Below are 16,668 nucleotides of genomic sequence, written 5' to 3'. Positions count from 1 at the left end.
TCTCAGTTGCAGTTGTGGTTGCCAAACCCTTCAGATGCCCGCACCGCCCTCCGAGGCGGTGGAGCATTTTTTTGTGTGTCCGGTCTTTCTTCCGGCGGGGTGATCATCACGGCGACACGGAGCCCGCACAGTGCGGACTCCGCTGACCGCCCCGAAGGAGAACAAAATGGCCAGTGGCACCGTGAAGTGGTTCAACGCGGAAAAGGGTTTCGGCTTCATCGAGCAGGACGGTGGCGGCGCTGACGTCTTCGCCCACTACTCGAACATTGCCGCCCAGGGCTTCCGCGAGCTGCAGGAGGGTCAGAAGGTGACCTTCGACATCGCGCAGGGCCAGAAGGGCCCGACTGCCGAGAACATCGTTCCTGCGTAACGACGACGTTTACTTCGCAGCTGGGGCCCGCACCTTGGGGTGCGGGCCCCAGCTCGCTGCTTTTTCCAAGCTTTCGGCGCTATTCCGCCGAAGCCACCGGCTCGTTCTTGCGATTCTCTGCGCCGTTCATTCACCGCGGGAATTCCTTGATACGTGCCATATCAAGGAAGGTTCCCATTGAACCGCGCACGTACAAATGATCGCTCCCCGCGAAAGCGGAATGGAAATCCGGAATCCGGAAAGGGCGGCTACCGTTCGGCAGCCCCGTCCGGCAACCGCTCCAGCGCACCCCGCCGGTCCAAGGGCGGCGGTGGCCGTCCGGTCGCCCTGCAGGGCGAGTTCGCCCTGCCGAAGACGGTCACGCCGGGTCTGCCCGCCGTGGAGTCGTTCGCCGAACTCGACATGCCCGCAAAGCTGTTGGCCGCTCTCGGCCACGAGGGCGTCACCGTCCCGTTCCCGATCCAGGCGACGACGCTCCCCAACTCCCTCGCCGGCCGTGACGTGCTCGGCCGCGGCCGCACCGGCTCCGGCAAGACCCTCGCCTTCGGTCTCGCGATGCTGGCCCGTACGGCGGGCCGCCGAGCAGAGCCGCGTCAGCCGCTCGCGCTCGTCCTCGTCCCCACCCGCGAGCTGGCCCAGCAGGTCACCGACGCGCTCACCCCGTACGCCCGCGCCGTCAGCGTGCGGATGACCACCGTCGTCGGCGGTATGTCCATCGGCCGCCAGGCCGGTGCGCTGCGCGGTGGCGCGGAGGTCGTGGTCGCGACGCCGGGACGCCTCAAGGACCTCATCGAGCGCGGCGACTGCCGACTCGACGGCGTGACCATCACCGTCCTCGACGAGGCCGACCAGATGGCCGACATGGGCTTCATGCCCCAGGTCACCGCACTGCTCGACCAGGTGCAGCCGGGTGGCCAGCGGATGCTGTTCTCGGCCACCCTGGACCGCAACGTGGACCTCCTGGTCCGCCGGTACCTGACCGACCCCGTCGTCCACTCCGTCGACCCCTCCGCGGGCGCGGTCACGACGATGGAGCACCACGTCCTGCACGTGCACGGCACGGACAAGCAGCGGGCGACCACCGAGATCGCGGCGCGCGAGGGCCGGGTCATCATGTTCCTGGACACCAAGCACGCGGTGGACCGGCTGGTGAAGCACCTGCTGAACAACGGTGTCCGCGCGGCCGGTCTGCACGGCGGCAAGTCCCAGCCGCAGCGCACCCGCACGCTCGCCCAGTTCAAGGACGGGCATGTGACGGCGCTGGTGGCGACCAACGTCGCGGCGCGCGGCATCCACGTCGACAACCTCGACCTGGTCGTCAACGTCGATCCGCCCACCGACCCCAAGGACTATCTGCACCGCGGCGGCCGTACGGCCCGTGCGGGCGAGTCCGGCAGTGTCGTCACGCTGGTCACCCCCGACCAGCGCCGTGACTTCACCCGCCTGATGACCATGGCCGGCGTCACCGCGGAGGTCACCGCGGTGCGGTCGGGCGAGGAGGAGCTGACCCGGATCACGGGCGCCCAGGCTCCGTCCGGCGTCCCGGTCGTCATCACCGCGCCGGTCGTCGAGCGCGAGCGTGCCCGTCGTAGCCCGTCCTCCTCGTCGTCGCGGGGCCGTCGTGGCCGTCCGGCCGGCGAGGGCGGCCGGTCGTCCACCGGTGGTGCGGCGCGGCGCGGCGGCAGTAGCGGCAGCCGGGGGCAGCGACGGTCGTCCTTCGGTCCTGCGGCCTGAGGACCAACTCGGCGCCTTCGGGCGCCCGTTCGGCCCCCGATCCTCCTTCTCTCTGTGAGGCAACATGCGCTGTGTCATCGCCCGGTATCCCTTCGACCTCACCAAGATGGGTGTCCTGGAGACGATGAAGGGCATCAAGCCCGAGCTGGTCACGGGTGAGTCCGTGACCATCGGGCGGCGCCGCTACCCCGTCAAGCAGGTGGGGCAGGTCATCACCCGGCAGGATCCCCGCGACTTCAACAGTGGTGAGGTCATCCGGGCCATGACCCGGCTCGGCTTCACGTGCCACGGCTTGCCCGAGGCCGTACCCGTGCACGTCCTCTCTCCGCTGGAGAACGCGTCGGCGCTGCTGGGCAGCGGCGCGGCGGTCCAGGACGCTGTGGAAACCGTGTAGAAGCGACACCAGTACGACCCTGAGGGCCCTGCCGACGCGCGTCGGCAGGGCCCTTTCGGCGCTCCGGGCCCGCCACGGGCCGGGCGGCACCCCAGCTGAACGAGCAGATGAACAGCGGGTTAGCATATGAGCGCCGTCTAGCTCGAAAGAGAAACCTGTGCCTGTCAACGAGGACTCGTTCACCAACTGGAAGACCCGCGAGGAGATCGCGGAGTCGATGATCCCGATGATCGGGAAGCTGCACCGCGAGCGGGACGTCACCGTCCTGCTGCACAGCCGCTCCCTGGTCAACAAGTCGGTGGTCAGCATCCTCAAGACCCACCGGTTCGCCCGGCAGATCGACGGCGAGGAACTGTCCGTCACCGAGACCCTGCCGTACCTCCGCGCCCTCACCGCGCTCGACCTGGGCCCCTCCCAGATCGACATCGGCATGCTCGCCGCCACGCACCGGACCGACGAACGCGGCCTCTCCGTAGAGGAGTTCACCGCCGAGGCGGTCGCCGGCGCCACCGGCGTCAACAAGATCGAGTGCCGCGAGGGCCGTGACGTCGTCCTGTACGGCTTCGGCCGCATCGGCCGCCTGGTCGCCCGGCTGCTCATCGAGAAGGCCGGCTCGGGCAACGGTCTGCGGCTGCGCGCCATCGTCGTACGCCGGGGCGGGGAACAGGACATCGTGAAGCGGGCCTCGCTGCTGCGCCGCGACTCGATCCACGGCCAGTTCCAGGGCACGATCACCGTCGACGAGGCGAGCGACACGATCATCGCCAACGGCAACGAGATCAAGGTGATCTACGCGGGCGACCCGTCGGAGGTCGACTACACGGCGTACGGCATCAAGGACGCCATCCTCATCGACAACACGGGCAAGTGGCGTGACCGGGAAGGCCTTTCGCAGCATCTGCGGCCCGGGATCGACAAGGTCGTGCTGACCGCGCCCGGCAAGGGCGACGTCCCCAACATCGTGCACGGCGTCAACCACGACACGATCAAGCCGGAAGAGCAGATCCTGTCCTGCGCGTCCTGCACCACCAACGCGATCGTGCCGCCGCTGAAGGCGATGGCCGACGAGTACGGTGTGCTGCGCGGCCATGTGGAGACCGTCCACTCGTTCACCAACGACCAGAACCTGCTGGACAATTACCACAAGGCCGACCGCCGCGGCCGTTCGGCGCCGCTGAACATGGTGATCACCGAGACCGGTGCCGCCTCGGCCGTCGCCAAGGCGCTGCCCGACCTCAAGGCGCCGATCACCGGCAGCTCGATCCGTGTCCCGGTGCCGGACGTCTCGATCGCGATCCTCAGCCTGCGGCTCGGCCGCGAGACCACCCGCGCCGAGGTCCTCGACTACCTCCGCGATGTGTCACTGACCTCGCCGCTGAAGCGCCAGATCGACTTCACCACCGCCCCCGACGCGGTGTCGAGCGACTTCATGGGCTCCCGTCACGCCTCGATCATCGACGCGGGCGCCACCAAGGTCGACGGCGACAACGCGATCCTCTACCTCTGGTACGACAACGAGTTCGGCTACTCCTGCCAGGTCATCCGGGTCGTCCAGCACGTCTCCGGGGTCGAGTACCCGACGTACCCCTCGCCTGCCGTCTGACGCGGCGCGCTGAACGTGTGACGGCCCGGCCGCCCCCGAGTGAGGGCGGCCGGGCCGTCGTTGTCACAGCCGTGCACGGTGTTCAGCGAGCGCTGCGCTTGCTCCGGTAGAGCACCACGAATCCGGCGATGAGAAGCAGTGCGCCGGCCACGGCGGGCCACAGATTCGCGCCGGTCTCCGCCAGCCCGCCCTGCGCCTGCGGTTGGTTCGGGCCTACGGCGGCGTAGCTCTCCCCGCCCGAGGACGAGGCGGGCGGTGTCGACTCGGCGCTGCCGACCTGGCCACCGGATCCGTTGTCCGAACTCCCCTGTGTCTCGGTCGACTTGGATCCTTCGGTCTTCGTGTCGGCCTTGGGCACCGAGACGGCGGTCGTCAGATCTCCGGGGTCGGTGGTCTGGATGTCGGTGGGCTCGGGGTCGGTGGTCTCGGTGTCCGGGGCGCTCGTCGCGGGATCCGCGGTGGGCTGGTCACCGTTGCCGCCGTTGTCACCATTCCCGGCGTTGCCGCCGTTGCCGCCGTTCCCCTCGTCGCCGCCGTTGCCGCCGGGCTCGTCGGAAGCGGTCGCGGTCGCGGTGGCCGTCGCCGTAGCGGTAGCGGTGTCGGTGGCCGTCGGGGACGCAGACGGCTCACCGGAACCGCCGCCCGCACCCGCGCCGCCGCCCGAACCGTTGCCCGATCCGGGGTCGTTGTCCGTGCCGGCGCCGCACTTCTCGCCGCTGTTGATGCAGGTGACCATGTCGTTCATCAGGCCCTCGTCGAAGACGTTGATGAAGTCGCCGTGGTCCGTGACGGGCTTGTGCTGCTGCTCCGGGAAGGAGTCCACCGCGAACAGCGGAGTGGTCTTCCCGCCGTCCTGGAGGCTCGGCGCGTCGACGCCGTAGACGATGCGCTGGACCAGCTGCGGAATGGCCTTGAAGCCGTCCGGGCAGGTGCCGTCGGCGGCCTCGAAGGCCACGTGGGTGCGGTGGTTGGCGCTGTCGATGTTGCGGCCGTCCCAGCAGCTCTGGAACTTGAAGGTGCGCACCACGTCGCTGCCCGAGGGGCACAGCGGGTACTTGTCCTTGAGCTGCCGGTCCTCGAACCCGGTGCAGCTCCAGGAGGCGTTGGCGTTGGCCGGGCCGTTGACGAACGCCTTCGCGTCGCCGGTGATGATGCGCAGGAGGCGCGGCATCGCGACGACCTTGCTCTTCGCGTTGCCCTCGAAGGTCAGCGTGACCTGCTTGGCCGTGACGATCTCACCGGAGTTGCCCTCGGTGCCGCCGCCGGGCTTGTCGGCGTCCTGCTCCTGCTTGCCGTTCTGCAGGCGCAGGACGGGCCAGTAGTAGGTGGACTTGTCGCCTGGGTTCTCGCAGCTCGTGTCGGCGTTCGCGAGGTCCTGGTCGCTGGCGAAGGCGTTGTTCGACTGGTTGCCGATGTAGTCGTGGAAGTGGTGGGCGCCGTTGCTGACTCCGGGGGCGACGATCACGTTGTCGGAGTTGAACAGCCCGTTCTCGTTCACACCGCACGCGGTGACGAACGTGCCGCGGGAGGCGTCGGCCTGATCCTGCGGGGCGTTCACGTTGGGCTGCACGGAGGTGATGTCCGCGTAGTCCGAGGCGACAGGCCCGTTGGTGGACTGCTGCTGGCCCTGGTCGCCGCCCTGTTGCTGGCCCTGGCCGGTCGGGGCGGCGCTGCCGCTCTGGTCGCCGCCGCTGCCGTTCTGGTCACCGTTCGTGGGGGCGATGAGGGTGCAGGCGGCGAGCGCGTCGAGTCCCTCGGGGCGGTCCCCGACACGGTCGATGGCGTCGTCGATGCGCCCGATGGTCGCGGCCCGCTTCTCCTTCAACGGATTCATGATCGCGTTGTCGGCGAAGGAGGCGTCCTGGCGTATGGACTCGGTCGAGTCCTGGAGTTTCTGGTAGGCCTCGGTTATCTGCTGGTCCAGAAGCGCGAGTTCCTTGTCGACGTCGGCCTTCGCCTCGTCGGGCACCGTCGTCAACTGGGTGCCGATGTCCGGGCAGTCGATCGTCGCGCCACGCGACGCCGCGTCCGGAGACCCTTGTTGGGTGGAGTCACCGCCCCAACCGCCCTCGGACGCCGACGCGTAGACGTTCGCCGCCACCAGTCCTCCGCCGCCCAGCATCAGGGCGACCGCTGCCATCGTCGCGCGTCGTGCGCCTGTGGGGCGTCTGCGCGTGTTGCGTGCCAAGGGAGTTGCTCCTACACGTATCGGTCGGCCCGGATCGTCCCGGCATGGAAATCCCCCAGCCCTATACGGAGACGGGTCCCGGCGTGTTCAACCGTCCCAGAAATTCATAGCGACCTCATATGGAACGCCCGGCTCCGGAGTCCATGAGCCCTCGTCATCCCCAGGGCGAGGTAAAGGTCACAAATACGTATCGGACATATCGCGCTTCAACCTTCACACGAGGCACACACGTTGGCTAAGTTGACCGACAGGCCGTACGACCTACTCCGGCGATTGGCGCCGGGCCGCGCGGCTTGCGCCGAGTCCGGTGCGCCGCACGCGGCAGCCGGAGCCGGGGACCCAACCGACTTGGGGTGAATCGGCCCAACTGCCCTTCAGGGCACGGGCCGTAGGGCAAACCTTCCGTGATCGACGCCCGAACCCGACAGCTAACTCGGTAGGCGCGATACGGAAGGAGCACGTCTGCCATGCCGGCAGAACGAAGTACGCGCACCGGAGGCAGTGGCCCCACCGTGGACGACCGACCCAGCCGCGACGAAGTCCAGCGGCGGATCAACTCCCTTTACGACAGGGCCGAGACGGCCACCGGAAACTACAACGCCACGCGCAAGATGTCGGGGGCCCCGCGCCAGCGCGCCACTCCCCGACCCGGTGCGTCCCGGCCTTCCGATCCCGCTCTCGACGCGGTCACCAAGCAGTGGTTCGACCAGGCCCGCGCCGAACTGGGCCCGACCGTACCGGCGATCCTGCCGCCCAGCAGGACTCAGGGGCGCCCGGCGGAAGCCTCGCCCTCACGGCCCGAGCGACGCCCCGAGCCCGAAAGCACCGGCCGTGCTCTCGATGCGCCGAGCCGCGCCGTGGCCGAGCTGACCGCAGGGCCCTCCGTGCCGGACATCACCAGCCCGATGGCGGAGACGACCCACCGGCCCGTCGCCGCGCTGCCCCCCGCTCAGCAGATGCCGCAGGCGACCGTCCTGGACCTGCCGCCCGTGCCCGCTCTCGAGGTGCCGGCCGCGCCGATGGTCCAGCCGCAGCAATTCGCCCCGCAGGCAGCCCCGGAACCGGTCTTCGACCCGCTCACGTCGGACCTGGCGCTGCTCCCGTACATCGCCGCACCGCGCACCGAAGCCGCCCCGGCGAACACCCCCTGGCCGACCCCGGAGACGGCTTGGCCCGCCCCGGAAACAACCTGGACCGCCGCCCCGGAGTCGACCTGGTCCACCGGCCAGATCCCCATGGTGCCCCAGCAGCCGACCGGCCAGGGCACCTGGTACACCACGCCGGAACCGGACTGGCGTCCGCCCCAGCAGGAGTGGCAGCCGACCGCACCGGCCCCCGAGACCGCCTTCGCCGCGGCCCCGGTCGTCGCCCCCGAGTTCACCCTCCCGACCGCTCCGGTCATGGCCCCCGAGTTCACGCTCCCTACCGCTCCGACCATGGCCCCCGAGATCCCCACGGCCCCGGCCATGAGCCCGATGACCACCACGGCCGTCCCCGCCGCACCGGACGCCGGCACGCAGAGCAAGACCAGCATCGCGCTCGCGTTCGCCCGCGCACAGATCGGCAGGCCCTGCCTGTGGGGCGCGGCGGGCCCGGACGCGTACGACTGCTCCAGCCTCACCCAGGCCGCCTGGAAGGCCGCGGGCGTCCTGCTCCCGCGCACCGCCCAGGAACAGTCCGGCGCCGGCGCACTCGTCCCGCTCACGGACATCCGCCCCGGCGACCTGATCTTCTTCTACGACAGCATCGACCACGTCGGTCTCTACACCGGCAACGGCCTGATGATCCACGCGCCGAGCCCCGGCACGCCGATACGCGAGGAGTCGATCTTCTACGCCGGTCCGGCCGCCATCCGGGGCGCCGTACGGCCCGCCTGATCCGCTCGGGGCCGGGCTTTCCCGGCCCTGGTCGCGTATCCCCCGACACTCTCGGCGGGCCGCGTCGTTGGTCCCTACGAGTGGTGGAACCCCGGGCACGGTCGTAGCGTCGAACGGGACGACAGACGACGACCGTGCCCCGTCAGGCGGTCCACCGCCGGTACGGGTGCGGGACGACGGGTACGAACAGGCGGCCGGGAGCGGACATGTACAAACACACCATGGTCGGAGTCGTCACGCTCTGTGCCGCCGCCCTGCTCGCGCCTGCCGTGGGCACCTCGTCCGCGGCCCCGGCGACGGTGCACGCGGTGCCGGCCGCCCATCGACAGCTCGCGGGCCCGGTGCTGGTCGACTGCCTGTGGCATCCCGAGGTGCGCCCCACCGACTTCATGCTCGCCTGCGGCGACGGCAACAGCCGTCTGACGTCGCTGCATTGGACGTACTGGAACGACAACTCCGCGACGGCGACGGGCTACAACGTGGTGAACGACTGCAAGCCCTATTGCGCGGCGGGCAAGTTCCACTCGTACCCGGTCGTCGTCCGGCTCGACACCCCGCAGCCCTGGAAGAAGCATCCGCAGGTGCAGCACTACAGCGAGATCAGCCTGACGTACACGGCGGCCAGGCCGGACAAGTTCGCGCACGTCGTGACCTATCCCCTGTGGAACTGACTCAGAGCGACAGCTCCACCACCAGCGGCCGGTGATCCGAGATCGCCGTCCGCGGCGCGTGTGCCGTGCCTACGGCGTCCGCGCCGAGCCCCGTCGCCAGGATGTGGTCGAACTGGACGAGCGGGCGGTGCGAAGGGAAGGTCGCCTGCCGCGCCGACCCTCGCCAGCCTCTCCGTCCCGTCACGTCGAGGGCGAGCCGAGGCAGCGCACCGATGAGATTGAAGTCCCCCATGAGCACCTGGGGTTGAGGCAGATCGGCGATCCAGCGGCGCACGGTGAGCAGTTGGCCGATGTTCCAGCCCGGCACGAACGACAGATGGACGGCCACGACGGTGAACGGCCCCTGCGGTCCCTCCAGTACGGCGGCCAGGGCGGCCCGGGGCTGGTCCCGGGCCAGGACCGGGACGGCCCGCCCGGCGACCCGCAACGGCAGGGCGAGGGGTGCCGGTGGGAGTCGTAGAGCCCGCCATGCGCGGACCGGAAGTCTGGACAGCAACGCGAGCCCGTGCGAGGGGACTTGGGGCTGCTGAGCCTCGGGGCCGTAGACGCGCATCCCGGGCTCGGCCGGATCGCGGACCCAGCCCCGGCCCGGCACCGAACGGCAGTGCAGTGCCGTCGCATAGCGCCAGTCCCGCGCGCCCATCGCGTCGGCGGCGACCGCCGCCTGATCGACACTGCCCGACCGCTCCTGGAGGCGGTCCAGCTCCTGGAGTGCCACCACGTCGGCGTCCAAGGCCGCGACCGCTTCGGCGAGAGGCGTGGCGGCATCGCCGGGGCGATCGGGCGCCGGGCGGCCGTCCGGCTGGATCCGTCGACCGTGCAGCACGTTGAACGTCGCGAGCCTCACCCGGATGTCACCCATGTCGTGCCGTCGTCATCCGATCGTCCCCTGGGGGTCGGCGGGCAGGAGGAGTGATCCTCGCATGCGCCGAGGTCTCTTGTAGGAAGAAATACGGAGTGCGCCCGGGCCCGGCACTCGCCCGCGGGCCGACGGACGACCGCCGCCCCGCCGGACCACGCGCACCGTATCGTGCACACCGGAGCCGACGGCCCGGAACGAGAGAGGCGAGGACATTGGGATCCGCGACAGGAGCCGCCGAGGAGAGCGCCGCCGGGAAGCAGGGGCGTTCCCATCACGGCAACCGGCACGGCCGCAGCGAGCAGGCGCGGCAGGCGGTGCTGGAGGCGGCGGACGGGCTGCTCGTCGAGAAGGGCTTCGCCGGGCTCACCATGGAGGGCATCGCGGCGCGGGCCGGCGTCGCCAAGCAGACCGTGTACCGCTGGTGGCCGTCCAAGACCGATGTCCTCGTGGACGCCTTCCTCCAGGACCTCGCCGAGGAGTTGACCCCGCCGGACCACGGCGACCTCGCCCTCGACCTCCGCGCCTATCTGCGTCAACTGGCCCATTTCCTGGGCCGGTCCGACCCCGGAGCCGTCTTCCGGGCGCTGATCGCGCAGACCCAGCACGATCCGGCGTTCGCGGCGGACTTCCGGGCGCGCTATCTCGACGAGCAGCGCAAGCGGGACCGTCTGCCGCTCGAACGCGCGGTGCAGCGTGGCCAGTTGCCCGTCGACCTCGACCTCGCGGCCGAGACCGACCAGCTCGTCGGGCCGCTCTACTACCGCGTCCTCGTGACGGGCGACTCGATCGACGAGGACTTCCTCGATCGGCTCGTCGACGGCTTCCTCATTCGCCGTACGCGCTGACCGACATCACCCACGCGCGATCCTCTGTCGACACCATCCCAAAATTTACTTGCGTAACTCAAGCAAGCCGCTATAGTTGAGTAAGTCAAGCAAACTTACGCGGCCGATTCACCCCAGGCGCAGCGTACGGAGCGGATGGAGACCGCCATGGACGACGCGCCCCGGACCCCGGCCGCCCCCGGCCCGCTCGCCTCCTTCGCCCGGTTCGTACTGCTGGGCGGCGGTGTCGGGCTCCTCTCCAGCGGCGCGGTGGCACTGCTGGCCGAGCAGCTGCCCTGGGCGCTGGCGAACGTGCTGATCACCATCGCCTCCACGCTCCTGTGCACCGAACTCCACGCCCGCTTCACCTTCGGCTCGGGCCGGCACGCCGGATGGCGCCAGCACTGGCAGTCGGCGGGCTCGGCCGCGGCGGCCTACGTGGTGACCTGTGCCGCGATGTTCGTCCTGCACCTGGTGCAGTCGTCGCCCGGGATGCTCACCGAGCAGATCGTGTACCTCAGCGCCTCCGGTCTGGCCGGCCTCGCCCGCTTCCTGCTGCTGCGCGCGTACGTCTTCGCGGCCGGACGCAAGACGAAGGCCCTGCGGCCCACTTGGGCACGCGACCTGCAGAACCGCTTCCCGGTCGCCGCGAACGTTCCAGCCGTCGCAGGGGCGTTGTAGCGGCGGACATGCAGGCGCCTGCCCCGCCGAAGTCCCCCAGTGATCAGCTACGCTGACCGCTTCCAAAACACGGACAGCGGGGGAACATGTTCAACAAGCGCCTGGTTTCAGCCGGGTTGACGACACTTCTGATCGGAACACTCGGCGCATGCGGCGGGGGCGGGGGCGGGAGCAGTACGAGTTCCACGTCCGGCGCCAGTCAGAGCAGTGCGAGCACCGCGCACGAAGCGGCACCGACCCCCGACACCGTCACCGGGCTCCGGGACTCGGTCCGTCACCTCGCCAAGCAGACGACGAGAGCCACTCGGCCGCACACGGTCACGAAGTGCACTCCCGCCACCAAGCGGGTCCAGCACAAGTCCAGTTCGGGTACCGGCACCAAGAAGAAGACCCGCACTTGGTACACCACGGAGCAGTACCGGAAGTGCGCGAAGGTGCAGCGCGGCACCGAGACGTACACCAGGCTCGTCCGCAAGGAACGGTGGTGCGTGAGCCTGGACGACGTCGGCGGCGACACCATAAAGGACGACGTCTGGTACCAGGTCACGCGTGCCGTCTACGACGAGGTCCGCACCGCGGACGAGCACGCGCGCGTGGAATTCGCCCCGGCCGGAACGGGTTGCTGAGATGTGGGCCCGACTGCGGGGCGCCGGAACGAATTACGAATCGGGGTCCCGGACTTCGAGTCAATTCGTGATCACAGACGTACCTGCGGACATGGGCGCCCCGCGCCGACCCGCCACGTCACCGACCCGGAGAACAGGCACCCCATGAACGCATCCGCACCGAACGGCTCCGCAACCGACGCCACCGCCCAGATCGGCGTCACCGGCCTGGGGGTGATGGGCCGCAACCTGGCCCGCAACTTCGCCCGCAACGGCTACACGGTCGCCGTCCACAACCGATCGCCGCACCGCACCCATGAGTTGATGAAGGAGTACGGCGACGAGGGCGCCTTCGTGCCGGCCGAGACGGCAGAGGAGTTCGTGGCCGCGCTCGAACGCCCCCGCCGCCTGATGATCATGGTCCAGGCCGGTCCTGCCACCGACGCCGTGATCGACGAGTTCGCCGCGCTCATGGAGCCCGGCGACATGATCATCGACGGTGGCAACGCCCACTTCGCGGACACCCGCCGCCGTGAGGCGGCCCTGCGCGAGCAGGGGCTCCACTTCGTCGGCGCCGGTGTCTCCGGCGGCGAGGAGGGCGCGCTGAACGGGCCGTCGATCATGCCCGGCGGTTCGGCGGAGTCGTACGCCGTGCTGGGCCCGATGTTCGAGTCCGTCAGCGCGAAGGTCGACGGCGAGCCCTGTTCCACGCACATCGGGACCGACGGCGCCGGGCACTTCGTCAAGATGGTGCACAACGGCATCGAGTACGCCGACATGCAGCTCATCGCCGAGGCGTACGACCTGCTGCGTCAGGTCGGCGGCTACACCCCGGCCGAGATCGCGGACGTCTTCCGCCGCTGGAACGAGGGACGGCTCGGCTCCTATCTGATCGAGATCACCGCCGAGGTCCTCGCGCACACGGACGCGGAGACCGGCGGGGCGTTCGTCGACATCGTCAAGGACGCGGCGGGCCAGAAGGGCACCGGGCGCTGGACCGTGCAGACCGCCCTTGAGCTGGGTTCGCCGGTCACCGCGATCGCCCAGGCCACCTTCGCCCGCGCCTCCTCCAGCCAGGCGGCCCTGCGCGCGGCCTACCGCGGACTGCCCGGCGGCACCACTCCCCCGCTGAGCCGCACTGAGGCCGACCGGTTCACCGCCCAGGTGGAACAGGCGCTGTACGCCTCGAAGGTCATCGCCTACGACCAGGGCTGGAAGATGATCCAGGACGCGGCCACCGAGTACGACTGGTCGATCGACCTCGCGGCGGTCGCCGGGATCTGGCGCGGCGGCTGCATCATCCGTGCCTCGTTCCTGGACCGTATCCGTGCCGCGTACACGGCCGACCCGGGTCTGGTCAGCCTCCTCGGCGAAGAGCGCTTCGCGCAGGAGATCGGCGACGCGCAGGTCCCCTGGCGTGAGGTCGTCGCCTCTGCGGCACGCCGCGGCATTCCCGTGCCGGCGTTCTCCGCCGCGCTGTCCCACTACGACACGCTGCGCGCCGACCGGCTGCCGGCGGCCCTGCTCCAGGGCCAGCGCGACTTCTTCGGCGCGCACACCTACGGCCGTACGGACCGCACGGGTACGTTCCACACCCACTGGTCCCGGCCCGGCCGCCCGGAGACGACGGCCTGAGCCGTACCGACCTGACGTCCGGCCCCCTTGCTCAGGCAGGGGGGCCGGACGTGTGTGCGGCGGGCGGTGCCGTGCTGTCGCGTACCACGAGTTTCGTGGGCACCAGCGTGGTGCCGTGCTCGTCGTTGCGCTGATGCATCCGCCGTAGGACACCCTCCACGCACAGGCGTCCCACCTCGGCGAAGTCCTGGTGGACGGTGGTGAGGGGCGGCAGGAAGGAGCCGGCCTCGGGGATGTCGTCGAAGCCGATGACGCTGACGTCCTCGGGGATGCGCCGGCCGCGCTCGTGCAGGGCCCGCAGCAGGCCCAGTGCCATCTGGTCGTTGGCCGCGAACACGGCCGTGCAGTCGGCCTGTTGGGCGAGTTCCAGTCCCATGCGATAGCCGGACTCCGCCGACCAGTCGCCGCGCACCACCTCCGGTACGGGCCGTCCCGCGTCGGTGAGTTCGGCGCTCCAGGCGTCGGCGCGGCGCTGGGCCGCGAAGGACTCCTCGGGGCCCGCCAGGTGCCAGACCGTGCGGTGGCCGAGGTCGAGCAGGTGGCGTACGGCGGCGCGTGCTCCGCCGTTCTGGTCGGTGTCGACCACGCTGTAGCGGTCGCCCGCGTCGGAGTCGGCGACCACGACCTGGACGTGGGGCGGCAGCGAGATCGTCGCCGCGTCGAGGAGGTGGACCTCCATGATGGCGATCACGGCGTCGACGGCGAGTTCGCCCAGCCGGGAGAAGGCGCCGCGCACCTCGTCCTGGGTGGGCACGGCGACCGGCAGCAGCGTGACGGCGTAGCCCTCGTGCGCGGCGGAGGTCGCGATCGCCTCCAGGGTGCGCATGTTGCCGGTGGTGGAGAGGTTGAAGGTGATCACGCCGATGGTGCGGAACTCGCCGCGCTTGAGGGCGCGGGCCGCACTGTTGGGCCGGTAGCCCAGCTCTTTCATGGCGGCCAGGACTTGTTGCCTGGTCTCCTCGTTCACGCCCTCGTAACCGTTCGACACCCGGGAGACGGTCTGCGAGGAGACACCCGCCACGCGCGCGACATCCGCCATGGACGCGCTCGGTGCGCGCCGCGAGGACCGTTTCCCGGTACGTCTACGTGGTTCCTCGGTGCCGGCCGAGGCACCGTCCGCTGTGTCCACCCGTCTCCCCTCACATATCGATCCGATCGCCTCGGTCGCGTTTCACCAAACGACCCTTGACCACCGACATTGGGGCAGTGTAGACATGCCGCCATCAGATGTTTACGTAAACATAACAGGCCGAGGCACTCTTGGACCTGCATGTTTACGCAACCATCGCGACGGCGTAAGACGCCGGTTCCGAGATGGACGAGCGAGGAACTACATGACGACGCTTCAGCCCCCTGCGGCCGCGACTCGGCCCCCGATCCGGCCATCGGCGAAACGGGATCGCCGTTCCTGGACAGGGTGGGGTTTCATCGGACCCTTCGCGTTGGTCTTCGCCTTCGTCTTCCTGGCTCCGATCGTGTACTCGGTCTACCTCAGCCTGTACCGCAACCAGCTCATCGGCGGCAATCACTTCGTCGGCCTGGACAACTACACGCAGGCCTTCCAGGACGACCAGTTCTGGTCCTCCCTGGAGCGGGTCTCGCTGTTCCTGCTGATCCAGGTGCCGATCATGCTGGGCATCGCCCTGTTCGTGGCCCTCGCCCTGGACAGCGGGCGGCTCTTCGGCCGGGACTTCTTCCGGATCACGATCTTCCTGCCGTACGCCGTGCCCGCGGTGGTCGCCACCCTGATGTGGGGCTTCATGTACGGCACCCAGTTCGGTCTGGTGGGTGACATCAACAGCGCGCTCGATGTCACGCTGCCCGACCCGCTCTCCACGCACCTGGTGCTGGCGTCGATCGGCAACATCGTGACCTGGGAGTTCGTCGGCTACAACATGCTGATCTTCTACTCCGCGCTGCGGGTCGTACCGAACTCGCTGTACGAGGCCGCGGAGATCGACGGTGCCGGGCAGTTCCGCGTCATCACCGCCATCAAGCTCCCCGCGATCCGCGGTGCCCTGGTCATCGCGACGATCTTCTCGATCATCGGCAGCTTCCAGCTCTTCAACGAGCCGAGCATCCTGCGACCGCTGGCACGCAACGCGATCACGACGGACTACACCCCGAACTACTACACGTACTCGCTGTCCTTCAACGGCCAGCAGCACAACTACTCCGCGGCGGTCGCGATCATCATGGGCCTGATCACCATGGTCATCGCCTATGTCGTGCAGCTTCGCGGCATGCGCAAGGGAGCCTGACCATGAGCACCCCCGTCACCACCGCCTCCGCGTCGGCGCCGGCACCGTCCGGCGGCGGCTCCCGGAGCACGCCGCGGCTGCGCACCCCCCGCAAGAAGCACACACCCGGGCGCCCCAGGCGCAGCGTGCTGCTGACCGTGCTCACCGGTCTGATCATGGTCTACACCGTGGTGCCCCTGATCTGGCTGGTCATCAGCTCCACCAAGACCCAGACGGGGCTCGCCGACTCCAACGGCCTCTGGTTCGCGCACCACTTCGCCCTCTGGTCGAACATCCACGACACGTTCACGTACCACGACGGCATCTTCGGCCGGTGGCTGCTGAACACCCTGCTCTACGTCGTGCTCGGCGCCGGCGGGGCCACCTTCCTGGCGATCCTCGGCGGCTACGCGCTGGCGAAGTTCAACTTCCCCGGGAAGCGCGCGATCTTCGCCGTGGTCATCGGCGCCGTAGCCGTCCCCGGTACGGCCCTCGCGGTCCCGACCTTCCTGATGTTCAGCAAGATCGGGCTGACGGACACACCGTGGGCGGTGATCATCCCCTCGCTGGTCTCGCCGTTCGGCCTCTATCTGATGTGGGTCTTCGCCACCGAGGCCATCCCCGTCGAGCTCCTCGAAGCCGCCCGCATCGACGGAGCCGGTGAGATCCGCACCTTCTTCCAGGTCTCGCTGCCGCTGCTCGCCCCCGGTGTGGTCACGGTGCTGCTGTTCACCACGGTCGCGACCTGGAACAACTACTTCCTGCCGCTGATCATGCTCAGAGATCCCAACTGGTATCCGCTGACCCTGGGTCTGAGCGTCTGGAGCTCCCAGGCCCAGACGATCGGCGGCGACGTCATCTTCAACCTGGTGATCACCGGTTCGCTGCTCACCATCGTGCCGCTGATCGCGGCGTTCCTGCTGCTGCAGAAGTACTGGCAGTCCGGCCTCGCCGCCGGAAGCGTCAAGGAATAACCCAACCCTC

The 16,668-nt window shown here is 69.4% G+C and carries 15 protein-coding genes and 1 riboswitch; of the genes, 12 read left to right on the top strand and 3 right to left on the bottom strand.

Translation table 11 applies throughout. The features are described 5' to 3' along the window. Window positions 1-166: 166 nt before the first annotated feature. The 4 genes from OO70_RS04765 to OO70_RS04750 all read left to right on the top strand — a co-directional run bounded on the left by OO70_RS04765 (window position 167) and on the right by OO70_RS04750 (window position 4,101). A complete protein-coding gene (locus OO70_RS04765; RefSeq protein WP_019056860.1) occupies window positions 167-370 on the top strand; it encodes a cold-shock protein in 204 nt (67 codons plus the stop codon). A gap of 177 nt (window positions 371-547) precedes the next feature. Then, on the top strand, window positions 548-2,104 hold the full coding sequence (locus OO70_RS04760) for a DEAD/DEAH box helicase (protein ID WP_043664430.1): 1,557 nt from the start codon (window positions 548-550) through the stop codon (window positions 2,102-2,104). 64 nt (window positions 2,105-2,168) lie between these two features. After that, complete coding sequence (locus OO70_RS04755) at window positions 2,169-2,498, top strand: SCO5918 family protein (RefSeq protein WP_043664428.1); 330 nt, start codon at window positions 2,169-2,171, stop codon at window positions 2,496-2,498. Window positions 2,499-2,655: 157 nt separating this feature from the next. Then, window positions 2,656-4,101: a glyceraldehyde-3-phosphate dehydrogenase gene (locus tag OO70_RS04750; RefSeq protein ID WP_043664425.1), complete on the top strand. Its 1,446-nt coding sequence runs from the start codon at window positions 2,656-2,658 to the stop codon at window positions 4,099-4,101. An 82-nt stretch (window positions 4,102-4,183) separates the two neighbouring features. Here the strand turns inward: OO70_RS04750 and OO70_RS04745 are convergent, their stop codons facing one another. Next, entirely contained in the window at window positions 4,184-6,241 is a 2,058-nt protein-coding gene (locus OO70_RS04745; protein ID WP_051740653.1) for a DUF1996 domain-containing protein, read from the bottom strand. Window positions 6,242-6,575: 334 nt separating this feature from the next. After that, a riboswitch (cyclic di-AMP (ydaO/yuaA leader) is annotated at window positions 6,576-6,748 on the top strand. A gap of 8 nt (window positions 6,749-6,756) precedes the next feature. Here OO70_RS04745 and OO70_RS04740 point away from each other — a divergent pair. Continuing rightward, window positions 6,757-8,166, top strand: a complete 1,410-nt coding sequence (locus OO70_RS04740) for a C40 family peptidase (protein WP_043664423.1) — start codon at window positions 6,757-6,759, stop codon at window positions 8,164-8,166. A gap of 206 nt (window positions 8,167-8,372) precedes the next feature. Beyond that, window positions 8,373-8,837, top strand: a complete 465-nt coding sequence (locus tag OO70_RS04735; RefSeq protein ID WP_106971614.1) for a hypothetical protein — start codon at window positions 8,373-8,375, stop codon at window positions 8,835-8,837. A gap of 1 nt (window position 8,838) precedes the next feature. Here OO70_RS04735 and OO70_RS04730 read toward each other — a convergent pair whose 3' ends face one another. Continuing rightward, complete coding sequence (locus OO70_RS04730; protein WP_051740651.1) at window positions 8,839-9,699, bottom strand: endonuclease/exonuclease/phosphatase family protein; 861 nt, start codon at window positions 9,697-9,699, stop codon at window positions 8,839-8,841. Window positions 9,700-9,911: 212 nt separating this feature from the next. Between OO70_RS04730 and OO70_RS04725 the strand changes: the two genes are divergently transcribed. The 4 genes from OO70_RS04725 (at window position 9,912) to gndA (ending at window position 13,444) form a co-directional block, all read left to right on the top strand. Beyond that, window positions 9,912-10,544 carry a TetR/AcrR family transcriptional regulator gene (locus OO70_RS04725; RefSeq protein WP_043664421.1) on the top strand — a complete coding sequence of 211 codons (633 nt, stop codon included), beginning with the start codon at window positions 9,912-9,914 and terminating at the stop codon, window positions 10,542-10,544. A gap of 135 nt (window positions 10,545-10,679) precedes the next feature. Continuing rightward, a complete protein-coding gene (locus tag OO70_RS04720) occupies window positions 10,680-11,204 on the top strand; it encodes a GtrA family protein (protein WP_051740649.1) in 525 nt (174 codons plus the stop codon). Window positions 11,205-11,320: 116 nt separating this feature from the next. Next, a complete protein-coding gene (locus OO70_RS04715; RefSeq protein ID WP_234336701.1) occupies window positions 11,321-11,830 on the top strand; it encodes a hypothetical protein in 510 nt (169 codons plus the stop codon). 144 nt (window positions 11,831-11,974) lie between these two features. Continuing rightward, window positions 11,975-13,444, top strand: a complete 1,470-nt coding sequence (gene gndA / locus OO70_RS04710) for an NADP-dependent phosphogluconate dehydrogenase (RefSeq protein WP_043664418.1) — start codon at window positions 11,975-11,977, stop codon at window positions 13,442-13,444. Window positions 13,445-13,475: 31 nt separating this feature from the next. Here gndA and OO70_RS04705 read toward each other — a convergent pair whose 3' ends face one another. Beyond that, entirely contained in the window at window positions 13,476-14,483 is a 1,008-nt protein-coding gene (locus OO70_RS04705; RefSeq protein ID WP_043664416.1) for a LacI family DNA-binding transcriptional regulator, read from the bottom strand. 295 nt (window positions 14,484-14,778) lie between these two features. Between OO70_RS04705 and OO70_RS04700 the strand changes: the two genes are divergently transcribed. Both OO70_RS04700 and OO70_RS04695 read left to right on the top strand, forming a co-directional pair. Next, window positions 14,779-15,705, top strand: coding sequence for a carbohydrate ABC transporter permease (locus tag OO70_RS04700; protein WP_043664413.1), 927 nt, complete (start codon window positions 14,779-14,781; stop codon window positions 15,703-15,705). 2 nt (window positions 15,706-15,707) lie between these two features. Then, window positions 15,708-16,658 carry a carbohydrate ABC transporter permease gene (locus OO70_RS04695; protein ID WP_043664411.1) on the top strand — a complete coding sequence of 317 codons (951 nt, stop codon included), beginning with the start codon at window positions 15,708-15,710 and terminating at the stop codon, window positions 16,656-16,658. Window positions 16,659-16,668 lie beyond the last annotated feature (10 nt).

The sequence above is a fragment of the Streptomyces xylophagus genome (genome assembly GCF_000716435.1).
Lineage (GTDB): Bacteria > Actinomycetota > Actinomycetes > Streptomycetales > Streptomycetaceae > Streptomyces > Streptomyces xylophagus.
The sequence above is the reverse complement of the archived record's forward strand: the minus strand, read 5'-3'. Positions and strand labels throughout refer to the sequence as shown.

Bases quoted from the DNA above. Each gene is read 5' to 3' on its own strand.
- OO70_RS04765 (WP_019056860.1), top strand. From the start codon at position 167: ATGGCCAGTGGCACCGTGAAGTGGTTCAACGCGGAAAAGGGTTTCGGC.
- OO70_RS04755 (WP_043664428.1), top strand. From the start codon at position 2,169: ATGCGCTGTGTCATCGCCCGGTATCCCTTCGACCTCACCAAGATGGGT.
- OO70_RS04745 (WP_051740653.1), bottom strand. From the start codon at position 6,241: ATGGCAGCGGTCGCCCTGATGCTGGGCGGCGGAGGACTGGTGGCGGCG.
- OO70_RS04740 (WP_043664423.1), top strand. From the start codon at position 6,757: ATGCCGGCAGAACGAAGTACGCGCACCGGAGGCAGTGGCCCCACCGTG.
- OO70_RS04735 (WP_106971614.1), top strand. From the start codon at position 8,373: ATGTACAAACACACCATGGTCGGAGTCGTCACGCTCTGTGCCGCCGCC.
- OO70_RS04730 (WP_051740651.1), bottom strand. From the start codon at position 9,699: ATGGGTGACATCCGGGTGAGGCTCGCGACGTTCAACGTGCTGCACGGT.
- OO70_RS04720 (WP_051740649.1), top strand. From the start codon at position 10,680: ATGGAGACCGCCATGGACGACGCGCCCCGGACCCCGGCCGCCCCCGGC.
- gndA (WP_043664418.1), top strand. From the start codon at position 11,975: ATGAACGCATCCGCACCGAACGGCTCCGCAACCGACGCCACCGCCCAG.
- OO70_RS04705 (WP_043664416.1), bottom strand. From the start codon at position 14,483: ATGGCGGATGTCGCGCGCGTGGCGGGTGTCTCCTCGCAGACCGTCTCC.
- OO70_RS04700 (WP_043664413.1), top strand. From the start codon at position 14,779: ATGACGACGCTTCAGCCCCCTGCGGCCGCGACTCGGCCCCCGATCCGG.
- OO70_RS04695 (WP_043664411.1), top strand. From the start codon at position 15,708: ATGAGCACCCCCGTCACCACCGCCTCCGCGTCGGCGCCGGCACCGTCC.